Annotated in this window: 17 protein-coding genes and 1 pseudogene; 5 read left to right on the forward strand and 13 right to left on the reverse strand. The window is 66.6% G+C overall.

Going from position 1 to position 17,543, the window contains the following annotated elements; all coding sequences use genetic code 11:
• Nucleotides 1-46: 46 nt before the first annotated feature.
• The 5 genes from ACFVYF_RS18980 to ACFVYF_RS19000 form a co-directional block, all read right to left on the reverse strand.
• Entirely contained in the window at nt 47-397 is a 351-nt protein-coding gene (locus ACFVYF_RS18980; protein WP_389456661.1) for a hypothetical protein, read from the reverse strand.
• Between the two features lie 1,448 nt (nt 398-1,845).
• Nucleotides 1,846-1,977 (reverse strand): DUF397 domain-containing protein, encoded by a 132-nt coding sequence (locus ACFVYF_RS18985; protein WP_389456663.1) that lies wholly within the window; start codon nt 1,975-1,977, stop codon nt 1,846-1,848.
• A 66-nt stretch (nt 1,978-2,043) separates the two neighbouring features.
• Nucleotides 2,044-2,898, reverse strand: a complete 855-nt coding sequence (locus ACFVYF_RS18990) for a helix-turn-helix domain-containing protein (RefSeq protein ID WP_389456665.1) — start codon at nt 2,896-2,898, stop codon at nt 2,044-2,046.
• 7 nt (nt 2,899-2,905) lie between these two features.
• Complete coding sequence (locus tag ACFVYF_RS18995) at nt 2,906-3,430, reverse strand: DUF6879 family protein (protein ID WP_389456666.1); 525 nt, start codon at nt 3,428-3,430, stop codon at nt 2,906-2,908.
• Nucleotides 3,390-3,809: a hypothetical protein gene (locus tag ACFVYF_RS19000; protein WP_389456668.1), complete on the reverse strand. Its 420-nt coding sequence runs from the start codon at nt 3,807-3,809 to the stop codon at nt 3,390-3,392. Before ACFVYF_RS19000 ends, ACFVYF_RS18995 begins: the two co-directional genes overlap by 41 nt.
• A gap of 181 nt (nt 3,810-3,990) precedes the next feature.
• Here ACFVYF_RS19000 and ACFVYF_RS19005 point away from each other — a divergent pair, with 181 nt between their 5' ends.
• The 4 genes from ACFVYF_RS19005 (at nt 3,991) to ACFVYF_RS19020 (ending at nt 5,833) form a co-directional block, all read left to right on the forward strand.
• Nucleotides 3,991-4,347 (forward strand): hypothetical protein, encoded by a 357-nt coding sequence (locus tag ACFVYF_RS19005; RefSeq protein ID WP_389456670.1) that lies wholly within the window; start codon nt 3,991-3,993, stop codon nt 4,345-4,347.
• Between the two features lie 313 nt (nt 4,348-4,660).
• Complete coding sequence (locus tag ACFVYF_RS19010; RefSeq protein ID WP_389456671.1) at nt 4,661-4,822, forward strand: hypothetical protein; 162 nt, start codon at nt 4,661-4,663, stop codon at nt 4,820-4,822.
• 67 nt (nt 4,823-4,889) lie between these two features.
• Entirely contained in the window at nt 4,890-5,327 is a 438-nt protein-coding gene (locus ACFVYF_RS19015; RefSeq protein ID WP_389456673.1) for a glycine-rich domain-containing protein, read from the forward strand.
• A gap of 77 nt (nt 5,328-5,404) precedes the next feature.
• Entirely contained in the window at nt 5,405-5,833 is a 429-nt protein-coding gene (locus tag ACFVYF_RS19020) for a hypothetical protein (protein WP_389456675.1), read from the forward strand.
• Nucleotides 5,834-6,133: 300 nt separating this feature from the next.
• On the opposite strand, the gene ACFVYF_RS19025 is transcribed toward ACFVYF_RS19020, so the two are convergent.
• The 4 genes and pseudogenes from ACFVYF_RS19025 to ACFVYF_RS19040 all read right to left on the reverse strand — a co-directional run bounded on the left by ACFVYF_RS19025 (nt 6,134) and on the right by ACFVYF_RS19040 (nt 10,860).
• Entirely contained in the window at nt 6,134-6,916 is a 783-nt protein-coding gene (locus ACFVYF_RS19025) for a hypothetical protein (protein WP_389456676.1), read from the reverse strand.
• A 30-nt stretch (nt 6,917-6,946) separates the two neighbouring features.
• Nucleotides 6,947-7,822, reverse strand: coding sequence for a hypothetical protein (locus tag ACFVYF_RS19030; protein ID WP_389456678.1), 876 nt, complete (start codon nt 7,820-7,822; stop codon nt 6,947-6,949).
• Nucleotides 7,823-8,213: 391 nt separating this feature from the next.
• A pseudogene (locus ACFVYF_RS19035) lies at nt 8,214-8,876 on the reverse strand (inositol monophosphatase family protein); the annotation flags it as partial.
• A gap of 112 nt (nt 8,877-8,988) precedes the next feature.
• Nucleotides 8,989-10,860 carry a gamma-glutamyltransferase family protein gene (locus ACFVYF_RS19040; RefSeq protein WP_389456679.1) on the reverse strand — a complete coding sequence of 624 codons (1,872 nt, stop codon included), beginning with the start codon at nt 10,858-10,860 and terminating at the stop codon, nt 8,989-8,991.
• 752 nt (nt 10,861-11,612) lie between these two features.
• On the opposite strand from ACFVYF_RS19040, the gene ACFVYF_RS19045 reads away from it, so the two are divergent.
• Nucleotides 11,613-12,281 carry a hypothetical protein gene (locus ACFVYF_RS19045; RefSeq protein ID WP_389456681.1) on the forward strand — a complete coding sequence of 223 codons (669 nt, stop codon included), beginning with the start codon at nt 11,613-11,615 and terminating at the stop codon, nt 12,279-12,281.
• A gap of 46 nt (nt 12,282-12,327) precedes the next feature.
• Here ACFVYF_RS19045 and ACFVYF_RS19050 read toward each other — a convergent pair whose 3' ends face one another.
• The 4 genes from ACFVYF_RS19050 to ACFVYF_RS19065 all read right to left on the reverse strand — a co-directional run bounded on the left by ACFVYF_RS19050 (nt 12,328) and on the right by ACFVYF_RS19065 (nt 17,519).
• Nucleotides 12,328-13,857, reverse strand: coding sequence for an NCS1 family nucleobase:cation symporter-1 (locus ACFVYF_RS19050; RefSeq protein ID WP_389456683.1), 1,530 nt, complete (start codon nt 13,855-13,857; stop codon nt 12,328-12,330).
• A gap of 219 nt (nt 13,858-14,076) precedes the next feature.
• Nucleotides 14,077-15,102: a TIGR03842 family LLM class F420-dependent oxidoreductase gene (locus ACFVYF_RS19055; protein WP_389456684.1), complete on the reverse strand. Its 1,026-nt coding sequence runs from the start codon at nt 15,100-15,102 to the stop codon at nt 14,077-14,079.
• Between the two features lie 11 nt (nt 15,103-15,113).
• Nucleotides 15,114-16,514 carry a dihydropyrimidinase gene (hydA, locus tag ACFVYF_RS19060; protein WP_389456686.1) on the reverse strand — a complete coding sequence of 467 codons (1,401 nt, stop codon included), beginning with the start codon at nt 16,512-16,514 and terminating at the stop codon, nt 15,114-15,116.
• Between the two features lie 162 nt (nt 16,515-16,676).
• The gene (locus ACFVYF_RS19065) at nt 16,677-17,519 is read right to left on the reverse strand and encodes a nitrilase-related carbon-nitrogen hydrolase (RefSeq protein ID WP_389456688.1); all 843 of its coding nucleotides are present in this window, start codon (nt 17,517-17,519) and stop codon (nt 16,677-16,679) included.
• Nucleotides 17,520-17,543 lie beyond the last annotated feature (24 nt).

A 17,543-nucleotide genomic window follows, 5' to 3' on the forward strand; every position in this document is an offset into this window, starting at 1 on the left:
CTTCGCACTTTCAAGTTGTATCGCAGTTTCAAGTTTTTGCACAGAGCTATGCGCCGATGGCCCACGAGCGAACCTTGGGCCCGCTGGCGGGCTTGGGCTGGCGAGGCGGGGTCATGGTGTTGCGCACGAACACGTCACGGGCCTTGGCGTCACGGATGCGCCGAGACTCCTCACCCGTGGGCACGGCCGCGATGACGCTCGGAGAGCTGTCCTCAGAGAGACGTGCAGTGTGCCTCTTGGCCGGGCGTGCGGTCGCGTAGCGGGACACTTTGGCCGCATTCTCAGGCGTGATCTCGACAGCCGCCCCCTTGCCATTGACGTAGGCGAGCTGGCGCTTCTCCACTTCATCGGGCGTAGGGGCGCCGTAGTAGGCACCGGGCACGCGCAGATTGGCCACTTGACGCCTTCTGTCCGTGGCCAGGATCGTGCGGTGAATGTCAGAGGCAATGCGGAGTTCTTCGGCAGCAGCACGCTTAGCAGCGCGCTTAGCGGCGTTCCTTCTAGCACCCATAGCAGTACCTCCCACACGTTCAAGCAATCATCAATAAGGAATTAATCAATCAAGATGAAACGCAGTCACGCACCCGACCCACTGACCACAACGGCCAGCGTGTCAGGCGCGTCGCCCGCGCACCTGCCAAAGTGCGCGGGCATGACTAGTTACCCCGGGGCGACTACGCCGGGGTGTGCTATCTGCAATCTTCGGAACCGTGGATTAGATGGATCTTCGTCCGCAGGGTTCAGCTTCATCCCGCGCGGGCCTCCCGGGCCTTGGGAACCGCCGTTCCCTCGCGCGTGCCTACTTGCTACGGACACCCCTATTTCTCTTCTCCCACACCACGGGCAGGCGCCTGGACCCCGCGCATCTGCCGACGCGCGCCATACGGAGGTGGATAGTCTCCGGCTATGGGGTGTAGCCATCCTGCCCGCTGCCCTTCACGGGCGCGGTGTGCTTCGGGGGCATCTAGAGTCCACGGCCCTAGGACCGCGTCGCCAGATAAGGGCCTATGGCCCGCGTGCTGTGTTCACTGCCTTACTCCCATCACTGCATGTAGGTAGTGCACCCATTTTTGGGCACACCTATTAGAGCCTTGACGGCCCTAGTCGTATCGCTATCGGTCTAGTCAGGCACTCAACCCGGACCCTTACCCCGCTTAGCGGGTGGGCCGTTCGGGGAGTTCTTGCCTTTCCCTTTCCGACACCCAAAGAATATCACCGCATCGCATTTTCAAGTAATCGAGGTGCTGCAATTCATCACTATTGCCCGAATTTATGTCCCCGAATGTCCCATATTCCCTGTGATGTGGGTCACAAGATTATGCATACATACCTGTGCAAAATAGGACACGTTAGGTAGGCGAAAGGTTAGGCAGTCGAAGCACATAGTTAGACTGCCTAAGTGATTGAATTAATTCGAGCGTGATGCATGCGTTATCGCCCCGTTACCGAGAAATTCAATTCATTCTTTCGTCAACTGAATGCAAAGGTGGGGTAATACCTTATTTCAATAAGAAAGGACCCACCGGGGGTGCTGTCCTTCGTGCGTGTACGGGTTTAAACAATTGCCCCCAGGAGCATTTCTTTCCTCTCCGAACCCCATTCCAGCCCCTTTAGCGGCCTCGCAGGCGCCGGCCTGCCCTCCGTCGCCCCCTCGTAGGGCCGTCTGGAAGGAAAGAAAGAACCCCCCAGAGAGTGAGCTGAGCCACACTTTGAGGGGTTTCCGTCCCGAAACGCGTGAAATGACACCGACGTCTATAATGTAGGCGGTTGGGTTTATGCCCCACCAACCGCCCTCGCAACTTGGCTAGCCCCCTCCCCAAGGAGGGGGCCAGCCGTAGGTGTCTCTTATGGCTGAATTCGCTTCGTAGTCTCGATGAAGCGGCTCCAAGAAGCCGGATTGAGGGTCAGGTGACCGAATTCCCGGTTCTTAGTGTCTCGTACCAGGACCTGAGAGGGATCATTATCGGCGACTTCCACACACGTCTCGGTTCCTGTGTAGGTACTAGTTCGCCAATTCGGCTGTGAAGTCAAGTTCCATACCTCCTAATCGTTGGGCATTTGGTCATAGTACTGAATCGCACCAAGAATTAGGTCTCGTACGGCGGGCCCGTAGACCGCTGAGCGCCTCAGGAGTGCGAAAGCCTTGGCATACAGTTCGATCTCTCGGGGTTGTGACACGGAAAGCTCCGCGGAGTACGTCTCAACAAGGACAAGCCGGTCATCAAACATGGAGAAGCTGTTACCAGGCCAGATGTAGGCCGGCGCCGACCTTGGGACCACGCCCAGGCTGAGGCGCGGGAGCCTCGTGACCGCCAGGAGCCGGTCTAGCTGTCCTCGCATGACGTTCGGGCCACCGAAGTTGGTGTAGAGGGCCTGTTCCCCTAGCAGCACGTTGAATATGCGGTCGCCTTGGTAGAGGTACTGTTGCCGCTCAAGCCGCTTAGCCGTCGCGGCCTCGGCATCGTTCGGAATTTCGTAGTAGCTGACGACTTGTTTGAAGGTCTCCGCGGCGTACTCCGCCGTCTGGAGCGTTCCCCATATCAGCGTGGGGTGCCAGATGCGAAAAACCTTGGTTTTGGCGTAGACCGGTAGGGCCTTGCTCTGCCGTTTCTCAGCTCCGTCCTGGAGCTGCCTCTTCCACTCCAGCCACAGCTCATCGACATGGCGGACGATCGCGATCAAGTCGCCGAGTGAGTCACCCTGCCCAGTGGCAGCACACCACACCCTGATGTCGTCCTCGCTGGGGCGTTGCTTCCCGTTCTCGATCCGGGAGACTTTCGATTCCTGCCACGAGGTGGCACGCGCGAATGCCCGGCCGCTGCCGAATCCGGCGTCCTTGCGGAAGCCTCGCAGCCGGGCACCAAGCGCTTGGAGCGCTTCTTCTGCTTGCGTACTCACGGGTGTGTCAGGGCTTGTACTCGGTGTGAGGGATGGCGATGTCCCAGAGTGTGTCTCTGACGCTGATGCAGTCTGCCAGGACGGCCGGCGCCTCGATCAGTTCCGAGCCGAGGACCCGACACTGGTCATCGAAGTGCCCCACGGCCAAGAGCCGGTCGTCAAACAGCCACCAGTCGTTCCCGTCCGCAGGGAAGACAATCCCCTTGGGCAACAGGTGCCGTGGGAGCCAACGAATGTCCTCCCCAGCTCCCTGGTTCTGAGGCGTGACGGAGTATTCCCACTGGATGTAGGGACTCAGAGGCTCCGTGACGACGCGCACTCGGCGGATGGTCCGCCCGTTGGATGTCGCCCGTCGTACGAGCCCAAGCCAGGGCTCGTGCCACGTGAGGTCTTCGGGCTCTCCCTGCTGCCAGCTCGCGAACGGCGACGCTTCACCAGGAACGGCGTAGTTGTCCCTCAGTTCCAGGTGAAACGCATCGCGTTCGTAGCTGTCAAAGAGCTGGTTGCGTTGAGCGGGAGAGATCAGCTCCACTCGATTCCTCCAGTAGGGCAGTGATCGCGGTCTTCGGGACCTCGACCACGGTTTCGTAGTCCGGGATCGACATCGCTGCCAGGGCCCCGGCGTCGGTCACCTCCGCGCCCTGCACGACGTACGTACCCGAAGGCGTAAGGATCATGATCGGGTCGTCCAGGCGCCTGAACTCCCCCGCCGGAAGCCCGTCGTTCTCCAGGTGTTCGAACAGTTCGGTCGGTACCTCCACGACGGTGTGTCCCTCGGGCACGTCGAGTTGCATGAGCAGGTCGTTCGCCAAGACCCTCCACCCCTGTACGAGGTAAGTGTCTCGGTCAGTGGCGTAGAGCGTGGGGCAGTCTCCACCAGCGGAGTTCTTACCAAGGAACCGTAGCTTCATGGCCGTTCTCCTGTCTCGTGCCTTGCGCCGGATTGCGCGACACCTCGATGTTCGCGAGGCAGTTCGAGGCCGTCAATCTACGTGCTGCAAACTCGCGCAATCTTCTTGGAGGTTGGGAGCCGGCCGTCCTACGGTCGTCCTCGAACCCAATGGCACCGAGGGGAGAAGCGTGGTGGCAAGCGTGACGGAGGAACGTGACGAGGCCAGCGTCGACAGCTTGCCCATCGACGTAGAGACGATCTCCGCGACCATCGACCTGGCTTGGCACATGGACATCAGCACGTCGACGCGTGAGGACATCGATGCCAGGACTGGCGAGCTGATCGGGCACATCAACCTGCTTCGCGGCCAGCCTCTCGGCGAGGATGAGAATCCGGACAGGCTGAGACTCCTACGCATCGTAGACCGGCACTTGGCCCCCATGGACCGGCCGACCGCACGCACGCCAGCCTTCGAGGCGTTTCACTTCATGCACGACACTTTGGTGTTCGCCAAGGCCCTGTTGTCGGCCTACGAGATGACGAACAAGAAGTCGTGACACGCCGGCCGTTGGTCCCCGGCTGGTGCCTGAGGTGCGGGAACACCACGACGGTGGTGTGGATAGGCCCGGTTGAACACGACGGCCAGACCGCGCCGGCCTTCTTCTGTGAGCCGTGCTGCGACGTCGTAAGGGACTACATCCGGTTCTACACCCAGCAGTGGGACGCACGTCCCGCCAGTTAACTCCCCGTCCGTCTGCCTCCCCCGTGGTGGGCGGGCGGGGCTCAGGGCCCCGCCCCCGGCCCTTGGACGTCACAGGTCAGGGTCGGGGGTGGGTTGCAACGAGCCCTCTACTGAAGGACCAGCCCCGAGTGAGTACCAACAGCAAGAAGACGGTGAAGGCCGCTAAGGAGCGACGAGACCGAGACTCCGAGGAGGCGGGAGCGAAGACGCCGAAGGAGAAGCAAGAGCAGGTCTCGCAGCACCTTCACGAGCGTTCTTTCGGCGAGGGAGAGCGCTGGTACGGGGGCTGACTGGACTCCCGCCCTACCGGGGCGGGTCAGCAAGTGCACATCAGATCGACGGAAGGAAGGACTTCCAATGACTGTGGCACCTGAAAGGCCGGTCGCTCTGCGGCAGGGCCGCGACCTCGTGTCGCCCGAGCTGTTCGAGCGCCTGGTGGACTTCTGCGCCGAGGAGTACGGGCACGAGCGCTCGATGGCCGAGCGCATCATGAACGAGGCCCTGCCGTTCATCGACGTCATGGGCAAGACCGGTGAGGGCATGTCGCCTTCTCAGGTCGTTGACCCCGGCTGGCACACGTTCATGCTCCACACCGAGGAGTACGCCGCGTTCTGCACGGAGCGGTACGGCCGGTTCATCCACCACGCCCCGAAGAGCCGCTACAGGGACAAGGCCACGATGGTGGACGTGGTGGCCAAGATCCGCGCCCACGGCTACGCAGTGGACGAGTCCCTGTGGGGGACCAAGGCCGACTGCAACGAGCCGACGTGCTGCGGCGACGGCCCGTGCTGCTGATGCCGGCCGCTGTCAGTGGCAGCCGCTAGAGTCCGGCGCTTACGGTCCGGGACTCTAAGTACAAATAGGGAGTTTTCATGGCAACTGCCGAAGGAACCAAGGGCCGGGGGCGGGTAACCGTCTTTTCCATGTTCGGGCCCGTCTTCGGCTACGCAAGCACTCTCGTAGATGACCGACAGGTCGCCTACGTCGGTCCGCTCACTCCGGGCGTCAGTTGGCGCAAGCTCTGGCAGATGGCAGAGAGGTGCCACAACGATGGAGCCAAGGAGACCAGAAAGGCCGAGTGGATCATCTCGCAGGCGTCCCGCGCGTTCATCTGCGGCAGTGACGTTGTCGTGAAACTCTCCGACGCAGATTGGGAGATGGAGCCTGGTGGATGGCTCGTGGAGCTTGAGGGGTCCTGGTCCAACCAAGACGTGTTGGTTACCGGCAACCTCACGGTGCCGGACCTCACCGCCGAGCAGATCACCGAGAAGTTCACCTACTACCCGCAGTACGCGGGATGACGCCCCGACCACCCTCACCCTGGGAAAGGTCAAGTGGCCGAGGCGTCCGGCTCCCAACCACCATCAGATGAAGGGAACACCCTCATGAGGGTAGACGTAGAAGCAACGCCGCCGGGCCCCGATCCGCCTGGCGGACCTCTCCCGCCGACAAGGCCGCGGAGTCAGCAGCACGACCATCGCTGAGCGGCCCTGAGGGCTGAAGGAATCAATTAAGCTCGACTCGCCCCAGGGACCCGCCGTTCCGAGGGCACAGAAACCCCCCGCACTCAACCTGCGGGGGGCTTCTGCTTTTCCGGCCTGTCAGGCAGTCAGCGGCAGCATGCCGGCCGTCGACTGCTCAGAGGGCTTGTGGCGGTAGTAGGTGGCCGAAGAGATGCCCAGGGTCTTGCAGATATTCGCCACGGTCACCTGACCGTGCTTGTCAGCGAGAGACTTGCGGGTCTGCTCGATCCGCTCGGTGAGAGTGAGCGGGCGAGGCTCCTTCTCAAGCTCGTGCAGCAGCTCTTCCCACCGGCCGTTCTCTCGCTCGGCCGCCTTCACCAGCTCCCCTGCAACAGTCCCCACGGTGTCGCACTGCTTCACGAGAGACTGAGAGCGACCGATGAGAGAAGCAGCGGACTCGGCCATGAAGGCGTGCACCACGGCCCGCAGCTCTTCCATCTCCTCGGATGCTGAACGGACCTGAGAGGGCGTCTCAGCCATGTGGATGAGGTGAGCGATCACCAGCGGCGGAACGCAGCTCACAGCGACCACCAGGCGCCACGAGGTCCCCATGTAGGACTGCTCGATCAAGTGACTGATCGACTGCGCTCCCATGGCGAGAAGGAGAGCCATCACGCCACCGATGAGAGCGGTCCTCTCTCCGGGGAGCTTCATTTTGCGGCGGTACTGAGAGATCGCCCCGGCCGCGAGGGCGTAGACCGAGAGACAGACCGGCATGGCGGGTGCGTAGTGCTCAGACCACCCGGCCGTCTTGGCGAGAGCCACCTCTCCGGGGATGGAGAGGTATAGCGCAGCGAGACAGGCCGCGGGGAGGGCGATGCGGAGCACGGCCTTGATGTACCAGGGCACAGCAGTAGACATGAGTGTCCTCTCGAATGTGCTTGGGGTTGGTTAGAGCGCTGCGAGATGAGCGGCAGCGCGGTCCATCTCGTCCTTGCAGGTGCGGCAGACGCCGCCCGCGTGACCGAGAGGGAAGATGACCTCACAGACCTCGCAGTGGGCCCGCTCGACGGGCTTCGAGGGCTGCTGAGGGGTAGACCTCACCGGGGAGAAGTTCCTCAGGCGGTGAGAGATCAGGCCCGGAACAGAGTCGATCTGCTCGGGGAGAGCGGTGGTGAGGCACTGAAGGATCTCGTCACTGCGGTAGTCCTCACGCAGCCACGGCATGACCTTCGGGGCGAGGCGAGCAATCTCCTGGTCGGAGAGGGGCAGGCTCTTGTGAAGGCTCAGCCGCTCAAGGATGCGGCGAGCCTCACGGGCCATCTCGCGGCCGATCTTGTTCAGGAATGTGGCTTCTCCCTCCCCACCCTGCTCGGCGCTCTCAGGCACCAGCGGAGCGGCTTCCTGAGCCGGGCTCGGGGGTGGGGTGGTGTTCTTCTCTTCTTCCGTCTTTCTCCCTATGGGAGAGCCGCCGACAGCCCGACCAGTCGCTATACCGACCGTCGGCAACCGGTCAGTCGGAGAGGTCGCGGTCTCAGGGGTATCCGTGACGGTGGTGATGGTGACCCATCGGCCCGTCTCGGGGTCCTGCACCTTGGCACGGCGGACGTAGCCAGCCTCGATCAGTTCGTTCATGGCCTTGGAGACCGAGCGCCGGCCGTTTGAGACCTGCGCGGTGATCCTCTCGACGGTCGCCCCGGTGCCGTCAGGCAGAGAGAGCAGACGCGTCAGCAGACCCACGGCCTCAAGAGAGAGGCTGCCGTGTCTCGCTATGACGTTGGGGATCTGGACATAGCCAGACGCATGCTTGGTACGCTTGACCTGCATTCGAAGACCTATCTCTTCGGTGCCATGACCCCGGAGGTTGCCGCCTCGCGGGGTCGTCTCTTGCTGACGTTCTTGAAACTGCGATGGACCGTAGCATGATCGCTCATGGTCCAGTCAAGCGGTCTGCTGCACGGAGTCCCCGAGGGCGGGGACGAACGCCGAGTCGCGGCGCTTCGCGCCGAGGGCGAAAACGAGGGAGGCCCGGCCATCGGCCGGGCCTGCTTCCTGTCCCTAGCTAGTCAGCCTCGCTAGAGTTGAGGCGCTGGATCAAGTCCTCGTACTCGTCCTCGGACGGCATGGGAGCCTGTGACAGCCAGTGGTCAAGCCAATCACGGAGAGACATAGTCGCAGCTCAGCCCCTTCCTAGGGGTTAGTGCGTTAGGCAGTCCTTCTCCCAGGAGAACGCCGTGGCGTCCAACTCGCCGCGGGCGACGGCGAGATACTCCAGCCCGGCGGATCCGCAGGGACGCGGCCGCACACCCTCGGTGCGCACGCCGAGGAGGGCGCGCTTCTGCTCGTCCGTCGTGTAGTCCGGATGCGAGGTGGCGACCCGGAGGTCGCTGCCGGGGTCGGGCGAGCCCGAGCGGAGGGGCACACCGTCCAGCAGGGCGCCGCGGCCGCGCACCGCGGTGGCGCATTGGTCTCGCGCGGCGGCGTACGTCCATGAGGCGTGCACGACGCCGTCCAGTGCGAGGGCGACCAGCGTGCAGAAACCCGGGTCGCCGTGGACGAACTGCCGTGTCCCGTCGACGGGATCGACGATCCAGACCGGCGCGCCGCCGCGTATCGCCTCGTAGGTCGCCGGGTTGGCGTGCACCGCCTCCTCGCCGACGACGACCGAGCCGGGCAGCAGCGCGGTCAGTGCGCCGGTCAGATACTTCTCTGCTCTGCGGTCGGCGTCCGTCACCAGGTCGTGCGGGCCGGCCTTCTGGTCGATCTCGTGCTCGGCGAGCTGCCTGAAACGCGGCATGATCTCTGCGGCGGCGGCCTTGCGGACCGCCTCTTCGACGTCGGCGACGCCCTGTGCGAGGAATCCTTCGATCTCTTCGATCATGCCTCCATGACAGCATGGGCCACTGACAATCCCTGCCCTGCCGGTGTACGCCGGGTGGAATCGGCATGAAACCCGGGGTTCCGGACGCGCGGGCCGTGCCGCCCCACTCCCGTCAGCGCCCCACCGCGTACCCCTGCATCCCCCGTGGGTTGGCCGCCGCCGACAGCACGCCCGTACGCGGGTCGCGGGCGACCGCGCACAGACGGCCCTCGGACCAGGCCTCGCCGACCAGGACGTCGTGGCCGCGGTGGCGCAGCTCCTTGATGACGTCCGGGTCCGTGCGGGACTCGACGGTGACGCTGCCGGGGCGCATCCCGCGGGGGTAGAAGGAGCCGGGGAAGCTGTCGTTGTGCCAGTTCGGGGCGTCGATGGCGCCCTGGAGGTCGAGGCCGCCGCGCACCTCGGAGCGCAGGGCCACGGCCAGGAAGAAGTGCGTCTGCCACTGGTCCTGCTGATCACCGCCGGGGGTGCCGAACGCCATCACGGGCACGCCGTCGCGCAGGGCGAGCGACGGTGTGAGGGTCGTACGGGGCCGGCGGCCCGGCGTCAGGGAGTTCGGCAGGTCCTCCTCCAGCCAGGCCATCTGGAGCCGGGTGCCGAGAGGGAAGCCCAGTTCGGGCACGACCGGGTTGGACTGCAGCCAGCCCCCGCTCGGTGTGGCGGCGACCATGTTGCCCCAGCGGTCCACGATGTCGAGGTGGCAGGTGTCGCCCCGGGTGCCCCCGTCCGCCCCGACGTCCGGTTCGCCCGGCACCGGCGACAGCGGGCTCTTGGCGACCGTGGGCTCACCGGCTCCCGGCACGCCCATCGGGTCGAACCCCTGCTCTCCGGAGGCCACCACGCGCGCGTGCCCGCTCATCCGCGGGGTGCGGTCTCCCGGGCTGCCGGGCCGCAGCTCGTATGACGCCTTCTCCCCGATGAGCGCGCGCCGGGCGGCGTTGTACGGCGCGGACAGCAGCTCGTCGAGAGGCACCTCCGCGGCGTCGCCGTACCAGGCCTCCCGGTCGGCCATGGCGAGCTTGCAGCCCTCGATGAGCAGGTGCACGTAGTCGGCCGAGCCGTAGCGGGGCAGCTCCGGCGGCAGCAGGGCGAGCTGCTGGAGCAGCACCGGACCCTGGCTCCAGGGGCCCGCCTTGCACAGGGTCCAGCCCCGCCAGTCGTATGTCGCCGGGGCCTCGTAGGCCGCGGACCAGGAGGCGAGGTCGGCGGCGGTCAGGGTGCCGGTGTGGCGCTCGCCGCTGGTGTCCGTGGTGGGCCGCCCGGACTGGCGGACCAGGGCCTCGGCGATGAAGCCGGAGCGCCACACCTGCCGCGCGGCCTCGATCTGGCCCACGCGGTCCGTCTCCCCGGCGACAGCGGAGACTCCCCGGGCCCCGGCACCCCCGGAGACCTCGGCGAGCAGCCGTCGCCAGGTCGCGGCCAGGGCGGGGTTGCGGAACAGCTCACCGGGGCGCGGTGCCCTGCCGCCCGGCAGGTACACCTCGGCCGACGAGGTCCACTCCGTCTCGAAGAGTTCGCGCACCGTCTCCACGGTCTCGCCGACGCGCTCCACGGGCGCGTGCCCGTCCTCGGCGTATCCGATGGCGTACTTGAGGACGTCGGCGAGGGACTTCGTGCCGTGGTCGCGCAGGAGCAGCATCCAGGCGTCGAAGGCCCCGGGCACGGCGGCCGCGAGGGGGCCGGTACCGGGTACGAGGTCCAGGCCGAGCCCCCTGTAGTGGGCGATGTTCGCCCCGGCCGGTGCGACGCCCTGCCCGCACAGCACGCGCACCTCGCCGCCCGCCGGCGCGAGGATGATCGGCACCTCGCCCGCGGGCCCGTTGAGGTGCGGCTCGACGACGTGCAGGACGAAGCCGGCGGCGACCGCGGCGTCGAAGGCGTTGCCGCCGTCCTCCAGGACGGCCATCGCCGACTGGGAGGCGAGCCAGTGCGTCGAGGACACCATGCCGAAGGTGCCCTGGAGTGTGGGACGGGTGGTGAACACGGCGGACTCCTCAGTGGAGGGGCGGGCTTCGGAGATCGTACGTACCTGCCCTGCCCGCACGGTGGGCGGCGACGCACGGCCGGTGTGCCGGCAGCGGAGTCGGTGCGATCGACCGGGAGGGAGACCAGAGCGTATGGCAGCAGCACCCGCCACGGCGTCACCCTCGTCCGGTCCCTCGCCGGGCAGTGTGCCGAATTCCCTGGGGAGTTGGCGCCCGCCTTTCTTGATCACCGGACGGCCCGGAACTCGATCAGACATCCCGGTGACACCGTTCGGACATCACGGTTGACATCACTCAGGGCCACCACGACGATCAGCCGCGGCGGATTCCCGTCCGTTGCCGCGCAGGAGGGGGTCGTTCCGAATGCATCCGGCCTCGGTCACCGAACTCCGCTTCTCGGGAGCTCGCAGCCGCAGCGGCGAACTCAACTGGCCGCAGAAGGCCATCTGGTCCGTCATCCGATGGGAGGGTCCGGACGCTTACCGGCGAAATCTCTTCTGCGTGTGGGAACTCCCCGAAGGATTGAGTGAACAGGCTGCGCCCTTACGAGACGGATCGCGGGTGCCCGCCTCGAGGCCCCCTTCGGCTCGTGACCGCCCCCCGGACCGCCGTCCGCCGACAGTCAGCGCAGTCACCGCACAGGCACGGAACGTGTTCGCCCTTTCGCCTCACAGGCAGTCATGTGACACTGGCGTCCCGTCCGCAGTGCGGACTCCTTCCGCACCGTCCCCCACGACACGAGAAGTGCGTTGTGCGTTCCCTTCCTCTGCCGCTCGCCCTCACCGCGCGCCTGCTGCCGGTCGCCGTGCTCGCCTCGGCGGGCTGGGCCCTGACGTCCGGTCCGTTCGCCGCGACTCCGACCGCCGAGCACAAGTCGGCGCAGGAGCCCGACGGCAACAACGCGTCCGCTCCCCCGACTTCGGCGGCGGCCAGGACGTACACCGCGTCGCCCGCGCCGTGCGGGAGCGTGAGCGTGTCGACGGTCAAGTCGCTCGTCCCGGGCGCCAAGACGGCCGGGCGGGAGATCCCCTCGACGGACAAGTCCGTGCGCCGTACCTGCTCCTGGAACGCGCTGAAGGGCTTCGACTACCGCTGGCTCGACATTTCGTACGAAGTGAAGAAGACGGACCAGGACGCCGAAACCACCTATCAGCAGCGCGCGAAGGAGAAGAGCGGCGGGGGCTCGGTCCCCGGGCTCGGCGACGCGGGCTACTCCGTCGTGAATCTCACCACCGTGGACAAGCAGCAGCTGCGCGAGGGCGTGGTGCTGGCCCGCGTCTCCAACGCGCTGGTGACCATCACGTACAACGGCAGTGATTTCGAGACGGGGAAGGCGCCCAGCACGGACGTGATCAACAAGGGCGCGATCAAGGCCGCCAAGGAAGCGGTGGCCGCGCTGGAGAACGCCCAGAAGACCTGAGCGTTCTCCGAAGCACCGTGCAGAGCGCAGCGAGCGGGCCCCCGCGTCAGACCGCGGCGCGCTCCTTGCCCCGCAGCGCCATCAGCACGACGTACAGCACCATCGAGGTGCCGAGGCCGACCGCCCAGCCGTAGTCGGCCAGCGACTCCAGGGCCGGGATCGGCCGCCCGTCGATCAGCGGATGGAAGTCCGCGCCGCCGATGGCCAGGACACCGCCGGTGACGAACGCGACGACGGCCCGCCAGTTCCAGCCGCCGTCGTACCAGTAGCGGCCGCCCGCGCGGTACAGGTCGGCGAGATCGAGCCGGGTACGGCGCAGGATCCAGTAGTCGGCGATGAGGATGCCGGCGACCGTGCCGAGCAGACCGCCGACGAGGCCGAGCCAGGTGAAGATGTAACCCTGTGGGTCGGAGTAGAGCCGCCAGGGGAAGATCAGCACGCCGAGCACACAGGTGACGAGTGCTCCGCTGCGGAAACTGATCTTCCTGGGCGCGATGTTGGAGAAGTCGAAGGCCGGGGAGACCAGGTTGGCCGCGACGTTCACCGACAGGGTCGCGACCAGCACGGTGACCAGGGCGTAGAGGAGCCCGAAGACGTTGTCGGTCTTGGCGGCCAGCTGGACCGGGTCCCAGACCGCCTCGCCGTACACCTCCTGGGAGCCCGAGGTGACCATGACGGAGAGGAAAGCGAAGAGCGTCATGGTCGTGGGCAGACCGAGCGCCTGGCCCCAGGTCTGGGCGCGCTGGCTCCTGCCGTACCGGGTGAAGTCCGGGATGTTCAGCGACAGTGTGGACCAGAAGCCGATCATGCCCATGAGGGCGGGCGCGAACAGCTTCCAGAACTCCGGGCCCCAGCCGAGCTTGGAAGGCTGGTTCAGCAGCGGGCCGAAGCCGCCGGCCTTGCTGCTCATCCACCACAGCATCACGCCCGCGCCGACGAGCACGAAGGGCGCGGCCCAGTTCTCGAAGCGGCGGATCGTCTCCATGCCGCGGTAGATGATGGCGACCTGGATCACCCAGAAGATCGCGAAGGACAGCCACATCGTCCATGCGTATCCGCCGACCTGCGAGGCGTTGGCCCAGCTGTCGCCGATGAGCTTCCCGGCGAGGAAATAGATGGCCTCGCCGCCGATCCAGGTCTGGATGCCGAACCAGCCGCAGGCCACCAACGCGCGTACGACAGCGGGCAGGTTGGCGCCGCGGACGCCGAAGGAGGCGCGGGCGAAGACCGGGAAGGGTATGCCGTACTTGGGTCCGGCGTGCCCGGTGAGCAGCATCGGGACCAGCACGATCAGGTTGGCCAGGGCGATGGTGAAGACGGCCTGCTTCCAGTCCATGCCGACGGCTATCAGACCGGAGGCCAGGGTCCAGGAAGCGGTGTTGTGGGCCATGCCGACCCACAGCGCGGAGAAGTTGTACGTGGTCCAGGTGCGCTTCTCGACCGGGACCGGCAGCAGGTCCTCGTTGGCGTACGGACCGGTCGGCCGGGGTGCGCCCGGCGCGATCTCCACCCGGCCGTCGGCGAGGGTGACTTGAGGGGTGGGCGGTGGGCTGTCGGCGGGGACGGTCTCGGTCATGGGCAGGCCAATCAAGTGAGGAGTGTCGGGAAAGGCCGTGCGGGTGCGGGTGGGGAGTGCGCGGGAGCACCCTGGGCCCCTTCCCGGAACGGCGGGAAGGGGAGAACGGGGAGGGGGCCTCGACGGCCCGTCGGACACCGGTGACCGGACACCGGCGATCGGACCCGGCGATCGGGAAAGCGGCGGCCCGGACCGGCGGCCCGGACCTCAACCGCCCTTCTACTGCCTGCCGTTGACGGCCGGGATGACTTTCGTCCCGTAGGCGTCGATGACGGCTTCCTGTGCGTCGTGCATGTCGTAGAGCGCGAACTGGTCGACGCCCAGCTCGCGCAGCGCGTTCAGCTTCTCGACGTGCCGCTCGACCGGGCCGATCAGACAGAACCGGTCGACGATCTCGTCGGGCACGAACGCGGTGTCGGGGTTGCCGCTGCGTCCGTGGTGCGCGTAGTCGTAGCCCTGGCGGGCCTTGATGTAGTCGGTGAGTTCGTCGGGTACGGCGGCGGAGTGGGCGCCGTACTTGGAGACGAGGTCGGCCACGTGGTTGCCGACCATGCCGCCGAACCAGCGGCACTGCTCGCGGGCGTGGGCGAGTGCCTCGGGCGAGTCGTCCTCGGTGACGTAGGCCGGTGCGGCGACGCAGATCTTGACCTCGGAGGGATCGCGGCCGGCCCCGGCCGCCGCGTCCTTCACGGCCTTGACCATGTACTCGGTGAGATAGAGATCGGAGAGCTGGAGGATGAAGCCGTCGGCCTCCTCGCCGGTCATCTTGAGCGCCTTGGGGCCGTACGCGGCCATCCACACGGGGAGTTCGGCGCCGGGCTTGATCCAGGGGATCCTGATGACCGTGCCGCCGAGGTCGGCCTCGTCACCGCGGCCGAGGGCACGGATGACCTTCATCGCCTCGCTGATCCGGGCGAGGGTGTTGGGCTTGCGTCCGGCGACCCGCATCGCCGAGTCACCGCGCCCGATGCCGCACACCGTGCGGTTGCCGTACATGTCGTTGAGCGTGGCGAAGGTGGAGGCGGTGACCTCCCAGGTGCGGGTGCCCGGGTTGGTGACCATCGGGCCGATCGTCAGCTTCTCGGTGTTGGCGAGGATCTGGCTGTAGATGACGAAGGGTTCCTGCCACAGCACGGCCGAGTCGAAGGTCCAGCCGTGGGTGAAGCCGTTGCGTTCGGCCCGCTTCATCAGGCTGATGACGCGGGAGGCCGGCGGGTCGGTCTGCAGGACGAGTCCGAAGTCCATGTGCGCCACTCCTAGTTCAGGTACTGACAGGTGGAGCGGGGGGTGTAGACGCCGTGACCCGCGCGCCCGGTGAACTCCCGCTCGGAGATGACGAGTTCGCCGCGCGAGAGCACCGTCTCGACCCGGCCGGTGACGCGCTTGCCCTCGTACGCCGAGTAGTCGACGTTCATGTGGTGGGTCTCCACCGACAGGATCTGCTCGGCGTGCGGGTCGTAGATGACGACGTCCGCGTCCGCGCCCGGCGCGATGGTGCCCTTCTTCGGGTACAGGCCGAACATCCGGGCCGGGGACGCGCAGGCGATCTCGATCCAGCGGCGGCGCGTGAGGTGTCCGTCGACGACGGCCTGGTGCAGCAGGTCCATCCGGTTCTCGACGCCCGGCAGGCCGTTGGGGATCTTCGAGAAGTCGCCGCGGCCCAGGTCCTTCTGGCCGACGAAACAGAAGGGGCAGTGGTCGGTGGAGACGACCTGGAGGTCGTTCGTGCGCAGTCCGCGCCAGAGCGCGGCCTGGTGCTCCTTCGGTCGCAGCGGGGTGGAGCACACGTACTTCGCGCCCTCGAAGTCCGGCTCCGCGAGGTTGTCCGTGGACAGGAACAGGTACTGCGGACAGGTCTCCCCGAACACGTTCAGGCCCTCGTCGCGCGCCCGCGCCAGCTCGGCGACCGCCTGCGTCGCCGACACGTGCACGACGTACAGCGGAGCGCCCGCGACCTGCGCGAGCTTGATGGCACGGTGGGTGGCCTCGGCCTCCAGCAGGGCCTTCCTGACCTCCCCGTGATAGCGCGGGTCGGTCTCACCGCGGGCCAGCGCCTGCTCGACCAGCACGTCGATCGCGATGCCGTTCTCGGCGTGCATCATGATCAGCCCGCCGTTCTCGGCGGAGCGCTGCATGGCGCGCAGGATCTGGCCGTCGTCGCTGTAGAAGACGCCCGGGTAGGCCATGAACTGCTTGAAGGAGGTGACGCCCTCCTCGACCAGCAGGTCCATCTCCTTGAGCGTCTCCTGGTTCACATCGGAGACGATCATGTGGAAGCCGTAGTCGATGGCGCACTGGCCGTCGGCCTTGGCGTTCCAGGCGTCGAGGCCTTCGCGCAGCGAACGGCCGACGCTCTGCACCGCGAAGTCGATGATGGTGGTGGTGCCGCCCCAGGCCGCGGCCCGGGTGCCGGTCTCGAAGGTGTCGGAGGCGAACGTGCCGCCGAACGGCAGCTCCATGTGCGTGTGGGCGTCGACACCGCCCGGAATCACGTACTTTCCGGTGGCGTCGATCGTCCGCTCCGCCGTCCATGCTTCGGCGGCCGCAGTGCCCGACGCCGCGAGCGCGGCGATCCGGCCGTCCTCGATCAGGACGTCGGCGTGGATCTCGTCGGACGCGGTGATGACGAGGCCACCGCGGATGACGGTACGGCTCATGTTCCCTCTCCTTCCGGTTCGCTCGCGTGCGCCGAATCCGGTGGGCCCGCGTGCACTGAGGCGATCCCGCTGCTGTTGGTCGCCGGGGTCAACGCTGTTTCCAGGCAGGGAAGCCGATGCCACGGGCCCGGCCCCCGTCGGCCGGGCCCACGTGCACGCGCCTCAGGGGGCGGTCAGCGGCCCGTACGCGCCCGGGGCCCGGTCGCGGTAGAACTGCCAGCGGTCGCGGACCTCGCGGAGCTTGGCCATGTCCAGGTCGCGGACGACGAGTTCGCTCTCCTTGTCGCTCGCCACCTCGCCGGCGAACTGCGCCTCCGGGTCCACGAAGTACGAGGTCCCGTAGAAGTCGTTGTCCCCGTACTCCTCGACACCCACCCGGTTGATCGCGCCCACGAAGTACTCGTTGGCGACCGCGGCCGCCGGCTGCTCCAGCTGCCAGAGGTAGCCGGACAGACCGCGCGAGGTGGCCGACGGGTTGAAGACGATCTCGGCGCCCGCGAGTCCCAGCGCACGCCAGCCCTCCGGGAAGTGCCGGTCGTAGCAGATGTAGACGCCGACCTTGCCGACCGCGGTGTCGAAGACGGGCCAGCCGCTGTTGCCCGGACGGAAGTAGAACTTCTCCCAGAAGCCCTCGACCTGCGGGATGTGCGTCTTGCGGTACTTGCCGAGGTACGAGCCGTCGGCGTCGATCACGGCCGCGGTGTTGTAGAGGACGCCGGGCTGCTCCTCCTCGTACATCGGCAGTACGAGGACGATGCTGAACTCCTCGGCCAGCGCCTGGAAGCGCCGGACGATCGGGCCCTCGGGGATCTGCTCGGCGTACTCGTAGAACGCCTTGTCCTGGACCTGGCAGAAGTAGGGCCCGTAGAACAGCTCCTGGAAGCACAGGACTTGGGCGCCCTGCGCGGCCGCGTCGCGGACCGCCTGCTCGTGGACCTGGATCATCGACTCCTTGTCGCCGGTCCAGGCAGTCTGGAAGACGGCGGCGCGGATCACTCTGCTCATCGGGACCTCCGGTCGCTCGGTGTC

The organism is Streptomyces sp. NPDC058274 (assembly GCF_042881375.1).
In the GTDB taxonomy this organism is placed as follows: Bacteria; Actinomycetota; Actinomycetes; order Streptomycetales; family Streptomycetaceae; genus Streptomyces.

Excerpts from the sequence above, each read along its gene's own strand:
- ACFVYF_RS19000 (WP_389456668.1), bottom strand. The coding sequence starts at position 3,809 with ATGAAGCTACGGTTCCTTGGTAAGAACTCCGCTGGTGGAGACTGCCCC.
- ACFVYF_RS19015 (WP_389456673.1), top strand. The coding sequence starts at position 4,890 with ATGACTGTGGCACCTGAAAGGCCGGTCGCTCTGCGGCAGGGCCGCGAC.
- ACFVYF_RS19020 (WP_389456675.1), top strand. The coding sequence starts at position 5,405 with ATGGCAACTGCCGAAGGAACCAAGGGCCGGGGGCGGGTAACCGTCTTT.
- ACFVYF_RS19025 (WP_389456676.1), bottom strand. The coding sequence starts at position 6,916 with ATGTCTACTGCTGTGCCCTGGTACATCAAGGCCGTGCTCCGCATCGCC.
- ACFVYF_RS19030 (WP_389456678.1), bottom strand. The coding sequence starts at position 7,822 with ATGCAGGTCAAGCGTACCAAGCATGCGTCTGGCTATGTCCAGATCCCC.
- ACFVYF_RS19050 (WP_389456683.1), bottom strand. The coding sequence starts at position 13,857 with ATGACCGAGACCGTCCCCGCCGACAGCCCACCGCCCACCCCTCAAGTC.
- ACFVYF_RS19055 (WP_389456684.1), bottom strand. The coding sequence starts at position 15,102 with ATGGACTTCGGACTCGTCCTGCAGACCGACCCGCCGGCCTCCCGCGTC.
- hydA (WP_389456686.1), bottom strand. The coding sequence starts at position 16,514 with ATGAGCCGTACCGTCATCCGCGGTGGCCTCGTCATCACCGCGTCCGAC.
- ACFVYF_RS19065 (WP_389456688.1), bottom strand. The coding sequence starts at position 17,519 with ATGAGCAGAGTGATCCGCGCCGCCGTCTTCCAGACTGCCTGGACCGGC.